Annotated in this window: 17 protein-coding genes; 5 read left to right on the top strand and 12 right to left on the bottom strand. The window is 36.7% G+C overall.

Features of this window, described 5'->3' with window-relative positions:
• Nucleotides 1-3: 3 nt before the first annotated feature.
• The 12 genes from P3L56_RS20610 to cpxR all read right to left on the bottom strand — a co-directional run bounded on the left by P3L56_RS20610 (nucleotide 4) and on the right by cpxR (nucleotide 14,527).
• Nucleotides 4-1,158: a polysaccharide export protein gene (locus tag P3L56_RS20610; protein WP_272659756.1), complete on the bottom strand. Its 1,155-nt coding sequence runs from the start codon at nucleotides 1,156-1,158 to the stop codon at nucleotides 4-6.
• Nucleotides 1,159-1,317: 159 nt separating this feature from the next.
• Nucleotides 1,318-2,484, bottom strand: a complete 1,167-nt coding sequence (locus P3L56_RS20605) for a nucleotide sugar dehydrogenase (RefSeq protein ID WP_042846705.1) — start codon at nucleotides 2,482-2,484, stop codon at nucleotides 1,318-1,320.
• 41 nt (nucleotides 2,485-2,525) lie between these two features.
• Nucleotides 2,526-3,644 carry a glycosyltransferase family 4 protein gene (locus tag P3L56_RS20600; RefSeq protein ID WP_272686268.1) on the bottom strand — a complete coding sequence of 373 codons (1,119 nt, stop codon included), beginning with the start codon at nucleotides 3,642-3,644 and terminating at the stop codon, nucleotides 2,526-2,528.
• Nucleotides 3,645-3,656: 12 nt separating this feature from the next.
• The gene (locus P3L56_RS20595; RefSeq protein WP_272659773.1) at nucleotides 3,657-4,661 is read right to left on the bottom strand and encodes an NAD-dependent epimerase; all 1,005 of its coding nucleotides are present in this window, start codon (nucleotides 4,659-4,661) and stop codon (nucleotides 3,657-3,659) included.
• On the bottom strand, nucleotides 4,658-5,830 hold the full coding sequence (locus P3L56_RS20590) for a glycosyltransferase (RefSeq protein ID WP_272659772.1): 1,173 nt from the start codon (nucleotides 5,828-5,830) through the stop codon (nucleotides 4,658-4,660). The genes P3L56_RS20595 and P3L56_RS20590 overlap by 4 nt, the downstream gene beginning before the upstream one ends.
• The gene (locus tag P3L56_RS20585; protein ID WP_272659771.1) at nucleotides 5,831-6,394 is read right to left on the bottom strand and encodes an acyltransferase; all 564 of its coding nucleotides are present in this window, start codon (nucleotides 6,392-6,394) and stop codon (nucleotides 5,831-5,833) included.
• Complete coding sequence (locus tag P3L56_RS20580) at nucleotides 6,384-7,451, bottom strand: glycosyltransferase (protein WP_272659769.1); 1,068 nt, start codon at nucleotides 7,449-7,451, stop codon at nucleotides 6,384-6,386. Before P3L56_RS20580 ends, P3L56_RS20585 begins: the two co-directional genes overlap by 11 nt.
• Nucleotides 7,448-8,647, bottom strand: a complete 1,200-nt coding sequence (locus P3L56_RS20575; RefSeq protein ID WP_272659768.1) for an oligosaccharide flippase family protein — start codon at nucleotides 8,645-8,647, stop codon at nucleotides 7,448-7,450. Before P3L56_RS20575 ends, P3L56_RS20580 begins: the two co-directional genes overlap by 4 nt.
• Complete coding sequence (locus P3L56_RS20570) at nucleotides 8,647-9,903, bottom strand: hypothetical protein (protein WP_272659766.1); 1,257 nt, start codon at nucleotides 9,901-9,903, stop codon at nucleotides 8,647-8,649. The genes P3L56_RS20575 and P3L56_RS20570 overlap by 1 nt, the downstream gene beginning before the upstream one ends.
• A 635-nt stretch (nucleotides 9,904-10,538) precedes the next feature.
• Nucleotides 10,539-11,978 (bottom strand): capsule assembly Wzi family protein, encoded by a 1,440-nt coding sequence (locus P3L56_RS20565; RefSeq protein WP_210831924.1) that lies wholly within the window; start codon nucleotides 11,976-11,978, stop codon nucleotides 10,539-10,541.
• 483 nt (nucleotides 11,979-12,461) lie between these two features.
• A complete protein-coding gene (gene cpxA / locus P3L56_RS20560) occupies nucleotides 12,462-13,832 on the bottom strand; it encodes an envelope stress sensor histidine kinase CpxA (protein WP_272686269.1) in 1,371 nt (456 codons plus the stop codon).
• The gene (gene cpxR / locus P3L56_RS20555) at nucleotides 13,829-14,527 is read right to left on the bottom strand and encodes an envelope stress response regulator transcription factor CpxR (protein WP_042846693.1); all 699 of its coding nucleotides are present in this window, start codon (nucleotides 14,525-14,527) and stop codon (nucleotides 13,829-13,831) included. The genes cpxA and cpxR overlap by 4 nt, the downstream gene beginning before the upstream one ends.
• A gap of 150 nt (nucleotides 14,528-14,677) precedes the next feature.
• Here cpxR and P3L56_RS20550 point away from each other — a divergent pair, with 150 nt between their 5' ends.
• The 5 genes from P3L56_RS20550 to P3L56_RS20530 all read left to right on the top strand — a co-directional run bounded on the left by P3L56_RS20550 (nucleotide 14,678) and on the right by P3L56_RS20530 (nucleotide 18,860).
• Complete coding sequence (locus P3L56_RS20550) at nucleotides 14,678-15,247, top strand: Spy/CpxP family protein refolding chaperone (protein WP_048605735.1); 570 nt, start codon at nucleotides 14,678-14,680, stop codon at nucleotides 15,245-15,247.
• 237 nt (nucleotides 15,248-15,484) lie between these two features.
• Nucleotides 15,485-16,066 carry a HutD family protein gene (locus P3L56_RS20545; protein ID WP_042846692.1) on the top strand — a complete coding sequence of 194 codons (582 nt, stop codon included), beginning with the start codon at nucleotides 15,485-15,487 and terminating at the stop codon, nucleotides 16,064-16,066.
• A gap of 228 nt (nucleotides 16,067-16,294) precedes the next feature.
• The gene (locus tag P3L56_RS20540) at nucleotides 16,295-17,047 is read left to right on the top strand and encodes a M48 family metallopeptidase (protein ID WP_272659764.1); all 753 of its coding nucleotides are present in this window, start codon (nucleotides 16,295-16,297) and stop codon (nucleotides 17,045-17,047) included.
• 230 nt (nucleotides 17,048-17,277) lie between these two features.
• Complete coding sequence (locus P3L56_RS20535; protein WP_042846690.1) at nucleotides 17,278-17,919, top strand: lysophospholipid acyltransferase family protein; 642 nt, start codon at nucleotides 17,278-17,280, stop codon at nucleotides 17,917-17,919.
• Entirely contained in the window at nucleotides 17,916-18,860 is a 945-nt protein-coding gene (locus P3L56_RS20530) for a phosphatidate cytidylyltransferase (protein WP_042846689.1), read from the top strand. Before P3L56_RS20535 ends, P3L56_RS20530 begins: the two co-directional genes overlap by 4 nt.
• The last annotated feature ends 121 nt before the right edge of the window (nucleotides 18,861-18,981 follow it).

The raw sequence follows: 18,981 nt of genomic DNA, 5'->3' as shown, positions 1-18,981 counted from the left end.
CTATTACCAATCGTGAATACGTTTAGTGCCTTCTGTTAATTGATTATAAGAGGCAATGGTTGGTAATAATTGGGTGATTAAACGGTTCCAACGTACTACAGGCGCCGCAGTCACATACACTAAATCATACGGTTGTAATTTAAACTCAGTACCCATTACAAGTGAGGTGGCATCGGATAAATCTAACTGATACACCGCTGCCATTTTTTTCGGTAATAACGCTTCGAGTTCTTTATCTTCTGCTGGCTGGTTTTTAATTGGGCGGATAACAAATACACCCGTTGCATTAGCGGTATTTTGGTCAATACCACTCGCTTTACTTAGGGCTTCAGTGATACTCATACCTGCACGGTCAATAGTCAGTGTGGTTGGCTGGCCGACTTCCCCCATCACAAATACTTTTTGGCTATCATTACGCGGCACATACAGGACATCACCTGATAGCATTAAATGGTTTTGGGTTAAATCCCCATATTGCACAAGGGATTGCAGTGAAATTCGAGTTTCTTTGCCATTACGCGTTAAAACTACATTATCCCAATCGGCTTTTTCGGTTAAGCCGCCCGCATTATTAAAGGCTTCTAAAATAGTCAGTGGCACGTTAGTAATTGGCAAAGTACCCGGTTTTGCCACTTCACCTGACACATACATTTTCTGTGAGCGGAAGGCGGCAATACTCACATCCACTTGTGGGGATTCAATATAGGTGGCCAAACGACTACTAATTAAGGTACGGATTTCTGTTACGGTTTTACCGATGACCTTCACTTTACCAATATACGGGTAGTAAATGGTGCCATCTGAATGTACCCAGTTACCCGAGTCTTGCGCACTACGGTAAGAACCTGCAGGAATGGTCAGTTCAGGGTGGTCCCAAACCGTAATGGTTAATACATCACCCGCACCCACACGGTATTCATAGTTAGTGAGTTGTTTTTCTAACTGAGAATTTGGTTTAGCAATAATTGGAGCAGTGTACATATCATCCAAGAGTTTTGGGGAAATGGGGTAGATATCCACCAATTTGGTAATATCACGGTCACCCGTATCAACCACATTTTTGCCTGAGGTTGACATATAGGCACCGGGGGTGACGGTACAGCCAGTCAATAAAATACTGATAGTTAATAGTGTAAGTGGGAGGGGCTTCCTAAACACGGTACCATCCTATGATAAAAAATGATTAGATAAGGTATAAGTGATGATGGGGATCATCATTCCCACTTATACGTATTACTACAATGAGGAATAGTTTATATTGATGTACTATATTAGGCAAAAAATGCGATTCTAAAAATAGAATTTAGTTATTACAAACTAATCGTTACCAAACAAGTCACGGGTATAGACTTTACTCGCTACATCTTCCAGCTCAGGCACCATACGGTTGGCTAAAATAATGTCGCACTGAGCCTTAAATTCCGCTAAGTCATTGACCACTTTTGAACGGAAAAACTCAGGTTCATTTAAAACAGGTTCATACACCACCACTTCAATGCCCTTAGCTTTGATGCGTTTCATCACACCTTGTACCGCTGAAGCACGGAAGTTATCAGAGCCCGCTTTCATCACTAAGCGATAAACCCCTACTTTGTGTGGTGCTTTGGAGATTAATGCATCAGAGATAAAGTCTTTACGGGTACGGTTGGATTCGACAATGGCATTAATCAAGTTATTTGGCACGTCATCGTAATTAGCCAGTAGCTGTTTGGTATCTTTCGGTAAACAATAACCGCCGTAACCGAATGATGGGTTGTTATAATGGCTGCCAATACGTGGGTCTAAAGAGACACCTTCAATGATTTGGCGTGCATTTAAGCCACGGCTTTCTGCATAAGTGTCGAGTTCATTAAAGTACGCCACTCGCATCGCCAAATAGGTATTGGCAAACAGTTTAATGGCTTCGGCTTCGGTTCCATCGGTAAATAACACCGGAACGTCTTTTTTAATTGCACCTTCTAGCAGTAAATCAGCAAAAACCTTTGCACGCTCAGAACGCTCCCCGACCACAATGCGGGAAGGGTGTAAGTTATCCCACAGAGCACGGCCTTCACGTAAAAATTCAGGGGAGAAAATCACGTTGGTGTAACCAAACTCTTCACGTAAACGCTCAGTAAAGCCCACAGGAATGGTGGATTTCACAATAATCGTCGCTGCGGGGTTAATGTTATTCACGTCATGAATAACAGATTCAACCGATTGAGTATTGAAGTAATTGGTTTTTGGGTCGTAGTCTGTTGGCGTCGCCACTATCACATACTGCGCGCCCGTATAGGCTTCGTTTTTATCTTCTGTGGCACGGAAATTGAGCGTTTTCTCCGTTAAGAATTGCTCAATTTCAGCGTCAACAATCGGTGATTGATGATTGTTTAGCATTGCCACTTTTTCAGGGATGATATCGACTGCAACCACTTCGTGATTTTGTGACAGTAACATGGCGTTAGATAGGCCGACGTAGCCGGTCCCTGCGATTGCTATTTTCATTTTAAATCCTGATATAAATATAACTTATTGTTTATAAAGGGTTATTTTTTTTGTGGTGACAAAGAGTGGATAGTTTGTAGATATTTATCGATAATAATTTGTTCGTTAAATTCGCAGGCCATTTTTTCGCGGCTTGCTAGACCCATCTTCAAGCGTTGCTCATGTGTCATCAAAATAATTTTTTCAAGAGAGAAAACAAGGCTTTCGGTAGAACGAGGTTGGCATAGGAAACCGTTTATACCATGGTCAACAGTCTCTCTACAACCAACATTATCAGTTGTTACGATGGGTTTACCCATAGCCCCTGATTCAAGAAGTGATTTAGGTACTCCTTCACGATAAAATGATGGCAAAACCATGCAGTCTACTTTAGCAATTTCTTTTTCAACTGAATCAGATGTTCCTAAATATATGACAACTCCCTCATCAACCCATGTTTTCATCTCTAATTCAGTGATGGCAGAAGGATTATTGACACCTAAAAAACCGAGCAAATAGAACTCTACATTTTGCTTATACTTCTGCTTCAGTTCTCTTGCTGCTTCGACATAGTGCCCGACACCTTTATCGTATAGCATTCTCGCGATGAGTAGAAACCTAACAACACCATCATCAGATGCTGGTGAAATATTAAAGCGAGTCAAGTCTACACCTGAACCAGGTAATCTTTCTGTTTTATTTTCAGGGGCAAACCCACCCTTTAAGAATAGAGAGCGATCTTCTTCATTTTGAAAAAATATTTTAGATGCTCTTTTTTGGCTTAGTTTATATAGGATACGAGCAATTTTAGACGATAAATTTTCTTCTATAAAAAGAGTACCAAGACCGGCAATGTTATTGATTGTTTTTATTTTAAGGAATGATGCAGCTAAAGTCGCATAAATATTATTTTTAGGGGTGAAGTTTAAAACGCATTTAATTGAATTAACTTTAAATAAACGATAGAACTGAAATAATGTTTTTATATCATTAAAAGGGTTCTTTCCTCCTTGGTCAATAGATAAATGAATAAATTTGCAACCGAGACTTTCTAAACGAGAAGAATAATCATCTTTAGGAGCAATAGCCACAACGTCATAACCAGCAGTAATTAGTGCTTTGATTGTATTTTGCCTAAAGTTATAAATATACCAACTTGTATTAGCAGTTATGGCAATCATTTAGTAATCACCTTATTTACCATAATATTCACGATACCATTTAACTAAGCTAGCAACACCTTCCTTAATATCAACTTCAGGCTTATAGCCAATGACGTCAAATAAATCTTGTGTATCTGCGAATGTTTTATATACATCGCCAGGCTGCATTTCTCTGTAATTTTTCTTAGCTTCAATTCCTAGTTCATTTTCGATTGCTTTAATAAAATCCATTAAATTAACTGGTGAACCGTGGCCAATATTATATATACTATAAGGCGCAGAACTTGTTGCAGGCGAACCAGTTTCTACTGCCCAATTGTCATTCCTTTGTGGGATAACATCAGAAATACGGATAATTCCTTCTACGATATCGTCAATATAAGTGAAATCACGCCACATATCACCACTATTATTGATATCGATAACTTCATCATTTAGTATTTTTTTTGTGAAAATAAATGGAGCCATATCTGGTCGGCCCCATGGGCCATAAACAGTAAAGAAACGTAAGCCAGTAGTTGGTATATTATATAAATGTGAGTATGAATGAGCCATTAGTTCATTGGCTTTCTTAGTTGCAGCATATAAAGAAACTGGATGATCAACGGAATCAGTTGTTGAGAAAGGCGTTTTACTATTTAATCCATATACAGAGCTAGATGAGGCATATACTAAATGTTTAATATTTTTAGAGCGGCAACCTTCTAGGATATTTAAATGGCCAATTAAATTTGAGTCTGCATATGCGTGGGGGTTCTCGAGAGAATAACGAACTCCTGCTTGAGCACCAAGGTGAATAACATAGTCAAAGCTGTACTGTTCAAAAATTGCATTTATTTCATGCCTATTAGAAAGGTCACACTCAATAAAGGTGAACTGAGGGTGGCGGATATTTTCTAATCTGGCTAATTTTAGGTTTACATCATAATATGAGTTATTATTATCAATTCCAATAACTTGGTGTTTATTCTTTAGAAGTTGTTCAGCGACTTTACTGCCAATAAATCCAGATGCACCAGTAACTAGTATATTCATTTTAGAGCTCGCATTTGTTTAATATGATTATAATAAGTTCTGTAAAAATTATATCGGATAGGTGATAGTTTTTCAGATAAATAATTAGAAGATTTCTGTAGATTTGCTATAGATTGAGTTTTATATTCTTGAGTGTTGGTTAATATTTTCAATATTAGATTAGATAGCATCATATAATCTGATGAACCATGTGTATATTCGGCATTAATTATTTCAGGTAATCCCCCCACATTACTAACAATACACGGTAATGCATGACTCATAGCCTCAATTGTAGCTCTTGGGAGACCTTCTTGATTGCTAGGTTGTATATATAAATCAACATCACTAGCTAAAACTTGATGTATCATATTTTTTTTGAGGTTTCCGGTATATATTATTTTTATATTTGAGTATTGATGTACTGTTTTATATTTAGAACCCGACCCAATCAGTAAAACATTAATATTGAAATTTAATATTTTATCTAGTTCATATAAGGCCTTATAAAGTATTGGATAGCCTTTGTGATCACTATCTAAATTTCCAATTAAAGCTATATTATATTCTTCTTTTTTTGATAATTGTTTAGGGGTTTTAGATATTGTATCTATTTCAACATTCGATGCTGTTGTGGATTGACCTTTTGTAGGATATCTCTTCTGTAAAAAATGACTAGTTACATATAACGAACTAAATGCATTACTTACAGTAGAAATCATAGAGTGCTTAATTATTGGTAAATATACTTTAGATTTTAGAGTGTTAAGTCCTTTCATTGCATCGACAGGACAGGCAACAACTTCACAAACATAAGGAATGTTTTCTTGACGGCATACTTCAGCTGTAAGGAAACTAATCTCACTTGGAACTCGTAATATAATAGCATCGAAGTTTGAAATTATATTTTTTATTAGTGCTTTATTTTTTTGCCTGTTTATAAATCTATTCTTAAAGGTTGATTGATTTTCGAAAGGTATAAAGTTTATTCTCTTATCATCGATTAAGTTCATTGATGTATTAGTTTCTTCAGTCAAATCTACAAAGTTATACCGAGATAGAATAGTTAAACTATTAAAGTGTTCTAAATATCTAAAAAAAGATTGGTTGTTTAATTTCCCAGCTGAAAATAGTAATTTTTCATTGTTATTATAATGAAAAATGTGGTCATGAACGAATAATGCTTTCATTTAAATATCTTTAATTTTTTTTGCTGGTGAGCCAGCATATAGTGAGTCAGAACTAATAATATTCTTTACAACAGAATTAGCTCCAATAACGGTATGAGAATGGATGTTTGTGCCACTCAGTATTCTGCAGCCGCAACCAATCCAGACATCATCAGAAATAGATATTTTATTTAGTAATAGTGTTTGATATTTTATTGATGTTTTTTGGTTGAAGGTATGCTCAAATGATATTAATGATGAATTATGAGCAATAGATACATTGCTTCCTATATCAATATAGCCTAGACCGTCTATATATGAATATTCATGAATACTCACATTATTACCTATGTTTATGCGTTCAAAGTTTTTTATGGTGACCCACCTAGATATATAAACATTATCGCCACACTGATTTATGAGAGTTTTAACTAAGATATATCTTATGGCAACACCCATTATTGATGGCATTGACATAAAAATATTATATAAAAAAACTCGTAGGGGACGGGGAAGGAGGCTGACTAATTTTATTGATATTTTTATAATGAATTTGAATTTTTTAAATTTCTCTTTACCTGTCATTTTTTGTATATATCCTAATTAATCTGTTATAATTATTTTTTATGTCAAATATATCGGGCTCTATAGTAAGTTTTATGTTTTTTGTGTTCATGTGCTTAATTTTATTAATCCATGCTGTTTTATCATTAGAAGAAATATAATATATAGCATTGGAAATTTTTGTGGATATAGGGACATTCGTTGAGGCTATAACAGGAATTCCCGCTAACTGAGCCTCTATAGCAACTATACCGAATCCTTCATGATGGGATGGGAATAATAAAATATTAGCGTTTGTTTTTAAAAAACTTATTGTAGAGGTTATGTTACCAATAAATACAACTCTATCTTGTAAGTTTAAGTTTTTAACTAACTGCTCTAATTCTTTTCTGAGAGAACCTTCACCAGCAATTACGTATTTATAATGTATAGGAAGTTCTGAGACTAATTTAATTGTAAACTCAAGGTTTTTTACTGGCTCCAGCCTTCCAACGGAACATAATAGGATACTATTATTGTCCCAGTCCTTACGTGCTTTAATATCTTCATGATTTACTATTTTCCCTAGGTTAATACCACAAGGCATTATAAGGACATTTTGATGTGATAAGTAGTTATTTTTTGATTGTTCACTCACGGCAATTTTATGAGTTGAAAATAGCTCAATAAGTATTTTTAGAAAGAAATAATTTAGTTTTTTTAGCTTTTGTTGTTTTTGATTATTCCTATTACTATGTATATGAGATATTCGAGTCGGAACTCTGGCTATAAATGCTAATAGCAAGTTGATACCATTAGTGAAACTCACGTTGGAGTGAATAACATCAAATTTATATTTTCTAAGTATAAAAAAAAGATCCTTTATATATGACACTTTACTGATTTTACTGGAGTTAACTCTTAAAATGGTTATCCCTCTTTGTGAGAATTTATCTTCTAATACACCTTTATGAGGCTTATCTACAAGAACATATATCTCTACATCTGGTTTTTTTAGGTGGATTAAATTGGTTAAATCATCTAACCAGCATTCAATTCCCCCTATATCTAATTGACCTATAACGAATAGAATTTTCATCCTTCTCGACCCTTAATGGAATAAATACTTAAAATTATAATGGTTAATATAGATACTATTAAAGAAGAAAGGACAGCTCCATTTGCACTCAAATGTTTTATAAGTATAAAGCTGGTGGGTATATTAATAATTAGTATACTTAAAAATATTACTGGTTGATACTTTATACGTCGTCTAGCTGTATTAATGTTTCCAAGAACCAAACAGAGGAATATGAATGGAGATATTATGATTATATTGTTGTATAAGGAGTAAAATATTTTATATTCAGCATTGAAAATGAGAATGAAAATTATATCTTTGAATAGTATGGCGAACAAGCAAAATACAATAGAAATAAATATTGTAAAATACATAAGTAACTTTACGGTCTTGATGAAGTCATCGGCCCTATTTTCATTATATGCATGTGCAATTTTAGGAGTAAAAGCTTGGCAAATTGATTGAATTATTATTTGAGCCACGGTAATCACATACATGAAGCTACCAAACGCACCTAATTCAGTAAGCCCCGAGTTGTTTTCTAAGAATAGTCTAGGTAAATTAGTATTTAATGAGATTAACATTGCAGTTATAGCTAAAGGAAAAGATAGTATTGCTAGTTTTTTTAATACATTTGTGGGTGCATAAGATTCTTCTTTTTTAAAGTTATAATTTCTATAATCATAAAGGATAAATATTATTGATGATGATAAAACATAACTCAATAAAGCAATGTTTAAATTCTTAGTTAAGATATATGATAGCAAGAAAAAAATCAAATTAGCTAGCCCTCTGCTTGTCCGTGATATTGCAATTTTTTTCATTGTATCTTTTCTTTGATATTCACCATAGAATATATCAAAAAGATTATCGAAGACTTTATATAGTGCTAGTAATAATACTGAATAAAGATAATTTTCTTTGAATACAAATAATAATGATATAACTAGAGCTAGAATAGAAAACAGAACTCGCAGTTGAAAATAAGTTGTAAAATTGAAGACCCTATTGGTATCAATTACTATGTATGAACGAAGTCCTCCTTGGGCCATCATAAATATTGGATTTAAAATAGCTAGAGCAAGAGTGAAAATACCAACATCATGAGTTGTTCCCATTTTATTGATTATAATTAGAATTGCCCATTGTGAAAAAGCAAATGACAAATTTCCTATTAGAGTATAAGTCGCTCCCTTAAAAATATGAATGCTCATTATTTTATCCTGTGTGGATTTATTGAAATACTTTTTGCGGCATTGAGTGAAATCAACAAAATCACAAAATAAACAATTGGCAAAAACCAATTTACATTAGTAAATGAATAAAAAACTAAAATTACAAACAATAGTGATCTTACTAATAATGATTTATGTTTGTTAATCATATTTAATATGGTGACTATAAATATAAATATAAATATGAACCCATACCAACCAAAGTTCGCTATAGCTTCATCATACAAACTAGTCGTAATTGTCCAAGTTCCTAGTGCTGGACCAACATTATTATGAAGAACCTTGTTTGTGAGGTATTGCCCATATGGATATGGTTTATCAGTCCACATTTTTCTTGGAACAAAACCAAAGATTATGCTTAAGTATGTCTGACCAGGGTATTCAACAATATTTTTTTCACCAAGTAATTTTTCTTGAATTACATACCGTAATACATCATCACGGCTTAGTTCATGCCTAGTAGATGCATAAACTTCTGAAGTTGTCTGGCTATAGTCGTATTTATAATTAAACGAGTATGTTATGTATAATACAGAAAATACTATAATAGATAACAAAACGTTTAGAGATTTAAAGGTTCTCTTTGTACTATAAAAAAATGAAATTACGGCATAAACAATGATAAGGCCATAGATGAATCTTTTGTTATTTATATATAAGTCTATAATTAATAATGATATTAGTATAATGGATAATAGAATGCTGATTTTTTTACCGTAAATAAATCTTAATGAAATGACAGAAATGCTGGAAAAGAAACTGAATATCCAAACAAAGCTATACTCATCATATTGCTCTTGGCCAATATAATTTCGTATTTCACCGTACACTAGGTATGTGCTAGGATTATTGGTTAGTAAAAGCGATAGAGGGCCTGAAAATGCAATTAACCAAAGAGATATTATAGCAAGTTTATTTACATTTATACTGTTTATACTTATAGATTGTTTTTTTCCAATAAAGAAAATAAAAAAAATAAAGTTCATTATAAATATAAATATATAATATATTATGCTTGCGTCATCATTATATAAGGTATCTTCAAGTGAAGAGATGGAGCTTTTATATTCAGGTAAGCCAAAGCTGATATCCAGTATATTATGAAACGGGAATATTAGAAAGAATATAGGGTAGTATAAAATGGCAGCATTATATCGTTTTTTGGATAATTTACTTATGCTGAATGAGAGCATGAAAACAGATTGAATAATACATATTATACTTAGAAATATCATATTAAATTCTTATTATTAGTTTAACTCTGTATAGTTTAATTGCTTTTATAATAACCATAGCTACCGCACTGGGTTATCGGGTCCCAGAGCACCATTGAAATTGTAAATGCATACTTATCAATTGAAAACGTTACATTTTTTGCTAACCTGTTCAATTGATAAGCACTGCTTATCGTTTTTTGACCGACCAAGGGTATGCTTCGAGCCCTGTCCGGTCAAGTAAAAGCGCCTAATAATACCACTAAATATATATAGTGACTATCACTGTGATAGCCTTAGAGAATAGTCCTAATAAGCGTATCCATTGAATAAGTTATTTTAAATTATCAGGTTATAATTCCATTATCACATTCTGAGCACGATTAAATATTTTAGTTAGGTTACTCCTTATATATCATTGCTTTCGATATGTAACAAATTAATTTACAATGGAAATATATCTAAAATTATCCGAATTAAGAGTGTTAACAGATGAATAGTATGGGTAATTGATTATATTAATTAACTGAATGGTTAGATAACATCTAAGAAGTTAATGTATATTTGTTTGAAAATAGAAATATTTAACATATAAAAAACGGGTTATGTATAAAACATAACCCGTTTAAAAGAAAGTTACGCGAAATAGGTGTGTTTTACCATTTAAACGGCACGTTTACCGTAACAGCGGCACCTAGGTCATTACGAGTTTCATAATCTGTTTTAGAAACCCACACTTTGGCATCTGTGCTGATATCATTCTCAAAGTTATGCCACCAACCTAAGTCTGCACCTTTGATAGTTTCTGATTTAGGGAACAGTTTGTTACCATTGAAATTAGATTTATTCACCTTCGCATACATTAGGCGGGTGCTAACACGGTTATCATCATCAAGGGTATATTCTACTTTGGTGGTGAGCATACGGCCGTCACCGCCCATCGCGTGGCCTAGTGATGCACCTTGTTGGTAATAACCATTTTTATAAATAAAGTGGCGGTACATTACGCCGTCTTTATCCCACTCTGTATGGGTATTGGCGCCTTCAATGTACCAATTTAATGGTTGGCCCCATAGGGTGTGGTAGCCCTCAATACCGCCCATAAAGGCATTTTTCGATGGGAAAAGGTTAGCTTCATCTTCACCGACCATTTGCCCGTAAACGCTGACAGGGAGGTCAATTAATGGGTAAAGTTTTAGTTTAAAGTCTAAACCAGCTAATTGGTTACCGGGGTCATCATTATAGTCGCCAGTATTATCCCTACCACCCATAGCGTTCCAGAACGAGTTCCAATTGTTAGGGCGGCCATCGCCTCCCCACATCACGACGCGTGAACCGCCGAGTTCAAAGAAATCAGTAGGGTTCATGGTCATACGCAAACCAATCAGTTTGGTATTGGGTTGGGAAGAGTATTGCTTAATTTGCCCAGCGGTTAATTGATATTGCCATGAACCAATCCAAGAAAGCCATGGGGTTTCAAATGGGCTTTGGTCAGCACGTTGCAGCAAAAAGCCCGTGACAGGGCGAGCGGCATCGGTACGAATTAAGCTACCATCATGACCCGGCCCCCACCATTGAGGGATCTCACCAAAGGTGACCCACTGGTTCCAAATTTTTACGCCACCATAAGAGCCATTCAGGTTATAGTCTGAACCGTTTTCAACACGTAGGGCGCGTTCACCGTTGGCGGTGAGGTTTAAATCTACATCGTCAGTGCTATAGTTGCCTGAAACGGTATAACGGATGTCGCTATATTCGCTTTGTGCAAAGCCTTGCGGCATAGAATTGTGGCTAGATGCAAAGTGCGTTTCCAACTGAACACTGTTTTTAGTGCGGTTTAGGTTCTTTTTAATACGTTGAATAATCGCTTCTTGTTCGCTGTTAGTAATATTCGCATTATTTAAAGAACGTGTAATTTCTTCTTGGGATAGTGGCCAAGTTGATAAACTAATCTGAATAACGTTACGCTCTGAAAGCCAAGCCAAATCACTACGTAAATTGTTATCCGGTAGTACTAATCCCCCCGCAATGCTGTGTGTACTTATGGCACTCAGTACAGCAAGCATAGCCAGCTTGGTGAGCTTGAATTTTTTCATTGATAAATCCATTTGAAGTTGAGTTCGCCTAATATTGAACAGGTTAATAAATAAGAACCAATAAATTAAATCGATTTAAAACGTGATTAGTATCAGCACATATTATAAGTATCTTAATTTGAAGCGAGTTGGGCTTCTGTGCCTTCTTGCCGCTCTATTAAACACCACGCGTAAATCACGTAAAATAGAATATCAGATTAATATATTAGGCATAGGAAGTAATAACACATTAAGATATATAGCGATATACATTACTGCGATTTTATATCTCTAAAATCTTCCTTATTTCTCAATAATATTCTTTCATTTCTGTGTTTTTTTAGATAAAAAGCATTTTATATTGGTGGCGTGTTTAGGGATTGTTGCTTTTGCATCCAATATAAGAATATTCCATAATAGTTTTTGAGTACATGTTTTGTGAGTAGAAATAAAAAAGCCCTCTATTTAAAATAGAAGGCTTTAAGGTCCAAACTAAGCGTTAGGTTAACGGCCGTGTTCAGGTAACCAAATTTGTAACCTTAAACCACCAAGTGGGCTATCATCGGCTTTCACCCAACCTTTGTGTTGTGTTATGGCTGTTTCAACAATAGCAAGACCTAACCCAGTACCACCAGTTTCCCTGTCCCTAGCTTCATCCGTGCGGTAGAACGGGCGGAAAATATGTTCACGGTCAGCAGGGCTAACACCGGGGCCGTCATCATCTACAGTGATCAGAATACCGTTGTTTTCTTCTTTAAAATCAACAGCAATATGGGTGTTTGAGTAACGCAAAGCATTACGCACGATATTTTCAAATGCACTACCCACCGCGGAAGGGTTACAGTACAACGGCCAAGGGCCTGGATGAGAAGTTACATCAAGCGTTTTGTTCATTTGTTCCGCTTCGAAACTTGCGTCATCTAAAATATCACCCCAAAGTTCATCTGCCTTGATGTTTTCACGGAGGATTTCGTTTTTGTGCTGGCTACGGGACAGAACAAGCAAGTCATTGATCATGCTGTCCAAACGGTGCGTTTCTGTTTCGATGCGTTCAAGTTCTTTACTTTCACCATGGCGACGACGCAGTAATGCGGTTGCCAATTGTAACCGTGTCAGCGGAGTGCGTAATTCATGGGAGATATCAGAAATTAAACGTTGTTGAGCACTAACCATGCCATCAAGAGCGCTGATCATCTGGTTAAAGCTGTTCCCCGCAGAAAGGAACTCTTGTGGACCGGCTTCCAGTTCAGGGTGGGGCCGCAAGTTCCCTTTGGCAACGTCATCTGCCGCCATTTTTAATTTACGGGCAGGGCGTGAGAGGCTCCAAGATAGCCATAATAAGAGCGGAGCACTGATTAGCATTGTGGCAATCAGTAATAAGAATGGCCTATCAAATAATAAGTTAATAAAGTCAGATTGCGGGCTGCTAGATGGGCGAACTAAGTACAGTTGATAGTGGTCTTCTCCATCACGGATAGAAAAAGGCCCTAAAATTTCAGCGCGACCGTATTTTTTCTTTTTGGGGTGATCGGCGTTATCTGATTGCCCAATGAAGTTACGAATAACTTGCATTTCACTTGGCATTGCACCGATAACACGACCTTCGCTGGTGACGATAATCAACCGTTGCCCAGGCGGTGCCCATTTTTTGATGGCATTAGAGATACGACGCCACCAAAGTAAGTCATTCATTGGAGCTTGCGCAAGTTCTGCTTCTATATGCTGCTCAAGCATTTCCCCTTGGCGTTGTTCACTTTCCATAAGGACGGTGATTTGCCGAGAATCGAGCTTGGGCACCATCAGCACTAGCATTAATACTAGTGCGAGGGTGAACCAGAAAATCGCAAAGATCCTGGCGGTTAAGCTGTTGATCATGTGGCAGAAACCATTAAGTACCCTCGACCGCGCAGGGTTTTAAACCATGGCTGGCCATCAGTACGTTCAGGAAGTTTACGACGTAGGTTTGAAATATGCATATCGATTGCACGGTCAAACGGTGTTAAGCGTTTCCCGAGAACTTCTTGGCTAAGATGCTCACGAGACACTACTTGGCCTAAATGCTGTGCAAGCAGATATAACAAAGTAAATTCAGTCCCTGTTAAGTCCAAAATTTCGTTATCAAAGCTAGCTTCTTGGCGACCAGGGTTAAGCTGCAGCTTATCAACTTGCAAGACAGGGGTATTGCTGTTGTCGCCTTGCGTTTGTTCGCTCCAGTTTGAGCGACGTAATAAAGCACGAATGCGGGCAACCAGTTCGCGGTCATTGAATGGTTTTGGTAAGTAATCGTCTGCACCTAATTCTAAGCCCAGTACTTTATCTAGTTCACTGCCGCGGGCAGTTAACATGATCACCGGCGTTTGGTGTATTTGACGCAGTTCTTTTAATGTCTCAATACCATTTTTTTTCGGCATCATGACATCAAGTAAGAGTAGATCAATGGATGAGTCAATTTGTTGTAATGCTTGTTCACCATCATAAGCGATGACAACATTGAAGCCTTCCATTTCTAGCAGTTCTTTTAATAGCGACGTGAGTTCACGGTCGTCATCAACTAATAGGATTTTATGCATTTTATATGTCCTCCAACTGCCAAAATACGATAACAATCTTTACGATTCCATCACTTTACGTTCTTTTACATGCTCTGACGCTAGTTTGCAGCCACAGGTGTATATTCATTCACATTGAATCACGAGCACAGTTCATAGACAAGGAACCAAATGCTGAGAACAACACATAGCAAAGTACATAATACAGTACATAAAACCGCAATGTTAGTTTTAGCTTCTGCATTTGTGTTTGGCCCAACAGTTGCTTTTGCAGAAGTTTCGCAAAGTGCGGCAAATGAAAGTTCGGCACCTTTGATGCTACAAATGCAATCTGAGCAAACTTCATCAACAGGGCATGCCGTTGTGCCATTTCAGCATCATGAAATGTTTAGCAGTGAAGAACGCGCCAGCACCTTTATGTTTAATGGTATCACGTTAAATGAGAAACAACGTCAGCAATTACGTGATTTAATGGCAACGCAGCGTCATTATCATGTTGATAACACGGCTTCCATTCGTGAACGTGAAGCACTGCACAAATTAATTATAGCGGATAGCTTTGATGGCAAAGCGGTTCGCGAGCAACTTGAAAAACGAATGCAAAGAGAACTGGAACAACGTGTTGAAATGGCACGAATTCATCATGAATTATACCAGTTGTTAACGCCAGAACAGAAAGCAGAACTTGAGCAAATTCACCAACACAAGATGGCTGAATACCAAGCGATGCAGTTTCAGTAAGTATCGTAGTAATGCAAGTTAGTTAGTTTTATATTTTGAGTTTTTATGTAAGTAGTGAAGTAGCAATAAGTGAAGTTTTTCCTTGCCATAGACACCATCCCTGTCTTTTATAGCCCCTGTTAGGGGCTTTTTTTTATCGCAACACTCGCTTTTGATTTATAGTTGTTAGCTATAGTTAGCAATTCAATCAGGGTGCTATGATAAAATAACGTATCCATCAAAAGCAGGGTTCACCTTATGATTCAGATATTAACAACACAAGATTATCGCAATATGCCTTGGAAAAATGGCCAAGGTTCAACCCTTGAAGTGGCTCGTAGTCATGGTGAGGGTTTAGATGACTTTGATTGGCGAGTGTCGATTGCTGATGTAAAAACGGCGGGGCCATTTTCTCATTTTATGGGGCGGCAGCGTATCATTGGTGTACTAGAGGGGGATGGGCTTATTTTACATGTCGATAATAATGCGCCAGTTGCACTAAAATCTAAATCATTCTTTGCTTTTTATGGTGAAAGTGACGTACATGCCGAACTAATTAACGGCCCCATTCGTGATTTTAACTTGATTTATAACCCTGAAAAATATGCCGCTCGGTTACAATGGGTTAATTCAACGTCAGCTAATTCTTGGCATAGTGATGCCAACGAAATTTTAATATTTAATAATAGCCATAGTTTAAATATGGAAATCAATTTAGAAAACGTTTATTTAAATCAATCTGAAACCTTATTGGTTAAAGGGAATGAGCGGGTCTTGAATTTTAGTCTTGAACAAAATAAGGAAAGTGATTTTTGTATAATTGAGTTATTTATTAGGTAGTTGCAATTTATGATGACTCTATATTCGCATATTTTCTGTGAATTAAATGTTTAAAGTGTTATTTGTCAGAACAATGTTCTGACAAATTTGCAATTTTAATAAAAACATTATCAAATTCATATATTGAATAATTATGGCTTTATTCCTATTGTTATTTTCCGCAGAATTTATAGGCTTTAGCATTACTAAAAAATATAATACTTATATATTCTAAAGGAAAAATGTTCTATGAAAATGAAGGCACTTGTGGCGGTCGCTGTTTCTGCTGCCATCTTAACGGGCTGTAAAAACTTAGACCAAGGGATGCTGACTAACTCTGGTATGCAGTTATTCCAAGCAGCAACATTGAGTGATTCAGATGTTAAACAGCTAAGCGATCAATCTTGTAAAGAGATGGATGCACAAAACAAAATTGCTCCTGCTTCTAGCAAATACGCTAAACGTTTAGATAAAATCGCAAAAGCACTGGGTAATGAAGTTGACGGTACTCCAGTAAATTATAAAGTTTATCTGACTAGCGATGTGAATGCGTGGGCGATGGCAAATGGCTGTGTCCGTGTATATAGCGGCTTGATGGATGTTATGAATGATAACGAAGTCGAAGGCGTTTTAGGCCATGAAATGGGCCACGTTGCATTAGGTCATACACGTAAAGCTATGCAAGTTGCATACGGTGCCGTAGCAGCACGTACAGCAGCTGCATCAGTGGGTGGCGTTGCAGAACAATTAAGTGCATCTCAATTGGCTGCTCTAGGTGAAAAACTGGTTAATTCTCAGTTCTCTCAACACCAAGAAAGCCAAGCAGATAACTTCTCTTATGACCTGCTGAAAAAACGTGGCATTAAGACGGAAGGTTTAGTGACTGGTTTTGAAAAACTAGCCAAAATGGGTAGCCAAGAGACAAGTATGTTTGACTCTCACCCACCATCAAGCGAACGTGCGCAAAATATTCGTGACCGTATTGCGGCCGACAAAAAATAATTATTAATTTTGTCTACTCAGTGTAGCGGCGTAAATACATGCCGCTACACCTTTGTTATTCCCTGCTGTTTGTCTTAGTATCGCTGTCCTTATATTATTTGATGATATAAATCAGAACTTACCCCGTTGTACTCTTGTTATTGACTCTCTATCTTAACCAATTAACGATATTCAGTTTTTTTCGTAATTTTGCAGTTTTACTTGTGATAAAACGCTAGCAAGGAAAAAAGATGGAAAAAGTGCAGAAAATTTCTCTTCTCGCGAAGGGAATGGGCATGTTGTTATCGGGAACTTGTCGTTTATTAACAGGCGTTCGCACTCGTTGGGTAGGCTGCCAGCCATCAATGACACCCCGTATTTATTATGCAAACCACTCAAGCCACCTTGATGGCCTAGTTATTTGGTCTGGTTTACCCCCTCTTATGCGCCATTTTGTTCACCCTGTAGCGGCGAAGGACTATTGGGATAAAACACCTTTTCGCCGCTATCTTGTTAATAAAGTATTTCGTGCAGTATTGGTGGAAAGAAAAGGGGACAAACCTGCACAAAATGCTATTTTGCAACCGCTTGAGTCGGTATTGGATGCTAAGCATTCTTTGATTTTATTTCCTGAAGGGACAAGGGGTGATGGCGAAACGTTGAGCCAATTTAAAAGCGGCCTTTATCACCTTGCGAAAAAATATCCTGACGTTGAAGTGGTTCCCGTGTATTTGGAAAACTTAAATCGGGTATTACCTAAAGGCACCAAACTTGTTGTTCCAATAATTTGTTCTGCAATGGTGGGTCAGCCATTGGCACCTCTAATGGAAAATGAAAATAAAACGGTGTTTTTGCAACGCGCAAAAGCAGCACTTGAGGAGTTGATGCCATGAGTATTTGGGACAGTGAGCTCGTTTTATTATTATCTGGTGTATTTGGTATATTAGTGTTTGCGAGTGTGATCGGCGGCATTTTAGCTTATCGCTACTCTGGTGAGAAAAGTAACCCAACCATTGATAACTTAAATGCGCGTATACGTGCATGGTGGGTTATGTGCATTATCTGTGTGCTTGCCGTTGTGTTAGGTAATATTGGTGTGGTGATCTTATTTGCCTTGATATCATTCTTCGCACTAAGAGAGTTTATTACGTTAACGCCAACACGTAGAAGTGACCATGAAGCCCTATTTTGGTGCTTCTTCGTGTTCATTCCGTTGCAATACTTGCTTGTTGGTATTGAATGGTATGGGTTATTTTCGATTTTTATTCCTGTTTTTGTCTTTTTGTTTTTACCGACCCGAATTGCCTTAGCTGGGGATACTTTTCATTTTCTTGAACGTACCGCTAAAATTCAATGGGGAATGCTAGTCGCTGTTTTCTGTTTAAGCCATGTTCCTGCTTTGTTGATGTTAAATATTGAAGGTTATGAAGGGGAAAATGCAAAATTATTACTTTTCCTGATCATCGTGACGCAGATTTCAGACGTGCTTCAATATGTATTTGGCAAACTGATGGGTAAGCACCCTATTGTGCCAAAACTAAGCCCAAATAAGACGATAGAAGGTTTTGTCGGTGGCATTTTATCTTCTGTGTTGATCGGGATATCCCTTTATTGGGTGACACCTTTTAGCTGGTGGGTTGCCGGGCTGATGTCATTAGCGATCACGATTATGGGGTTTGTTGGTGGTTTATGCATGTCAGCGATTAAGCGGGATAGCGGAATTAAAGATTTCGGCGCTATTATTGAGGGGCATGGGGGGATGTTAGATAGAATTGACTCACTGTGTTTTGCTGCTCCAATTTTTTTCCATTTAACGCGATATTACTATACATAAAGGTATTTCGTTTTCGTTTTTGTTCGTTTATTCAAAAGCACCGTAAGGTGCTTTTCTTTTGTTTGACAGATACAGCATAGGATGAATTTAAGTGTTATCATCAATACTTAATTTTTATTTC

Origin of the sequence: Providencia sp. PROV024 (assembly GCF_032709665.1) — a bacterium.
GTDB lineage: Bacteria > Pseudomonadota > Gammaproteobacteria > Enterobacterales > Enterobacteriaceae > Providencia > Providencia huashanensis.
This window is presented reverse-complemented; position numbering and strand designations above follow the sequence as displayed.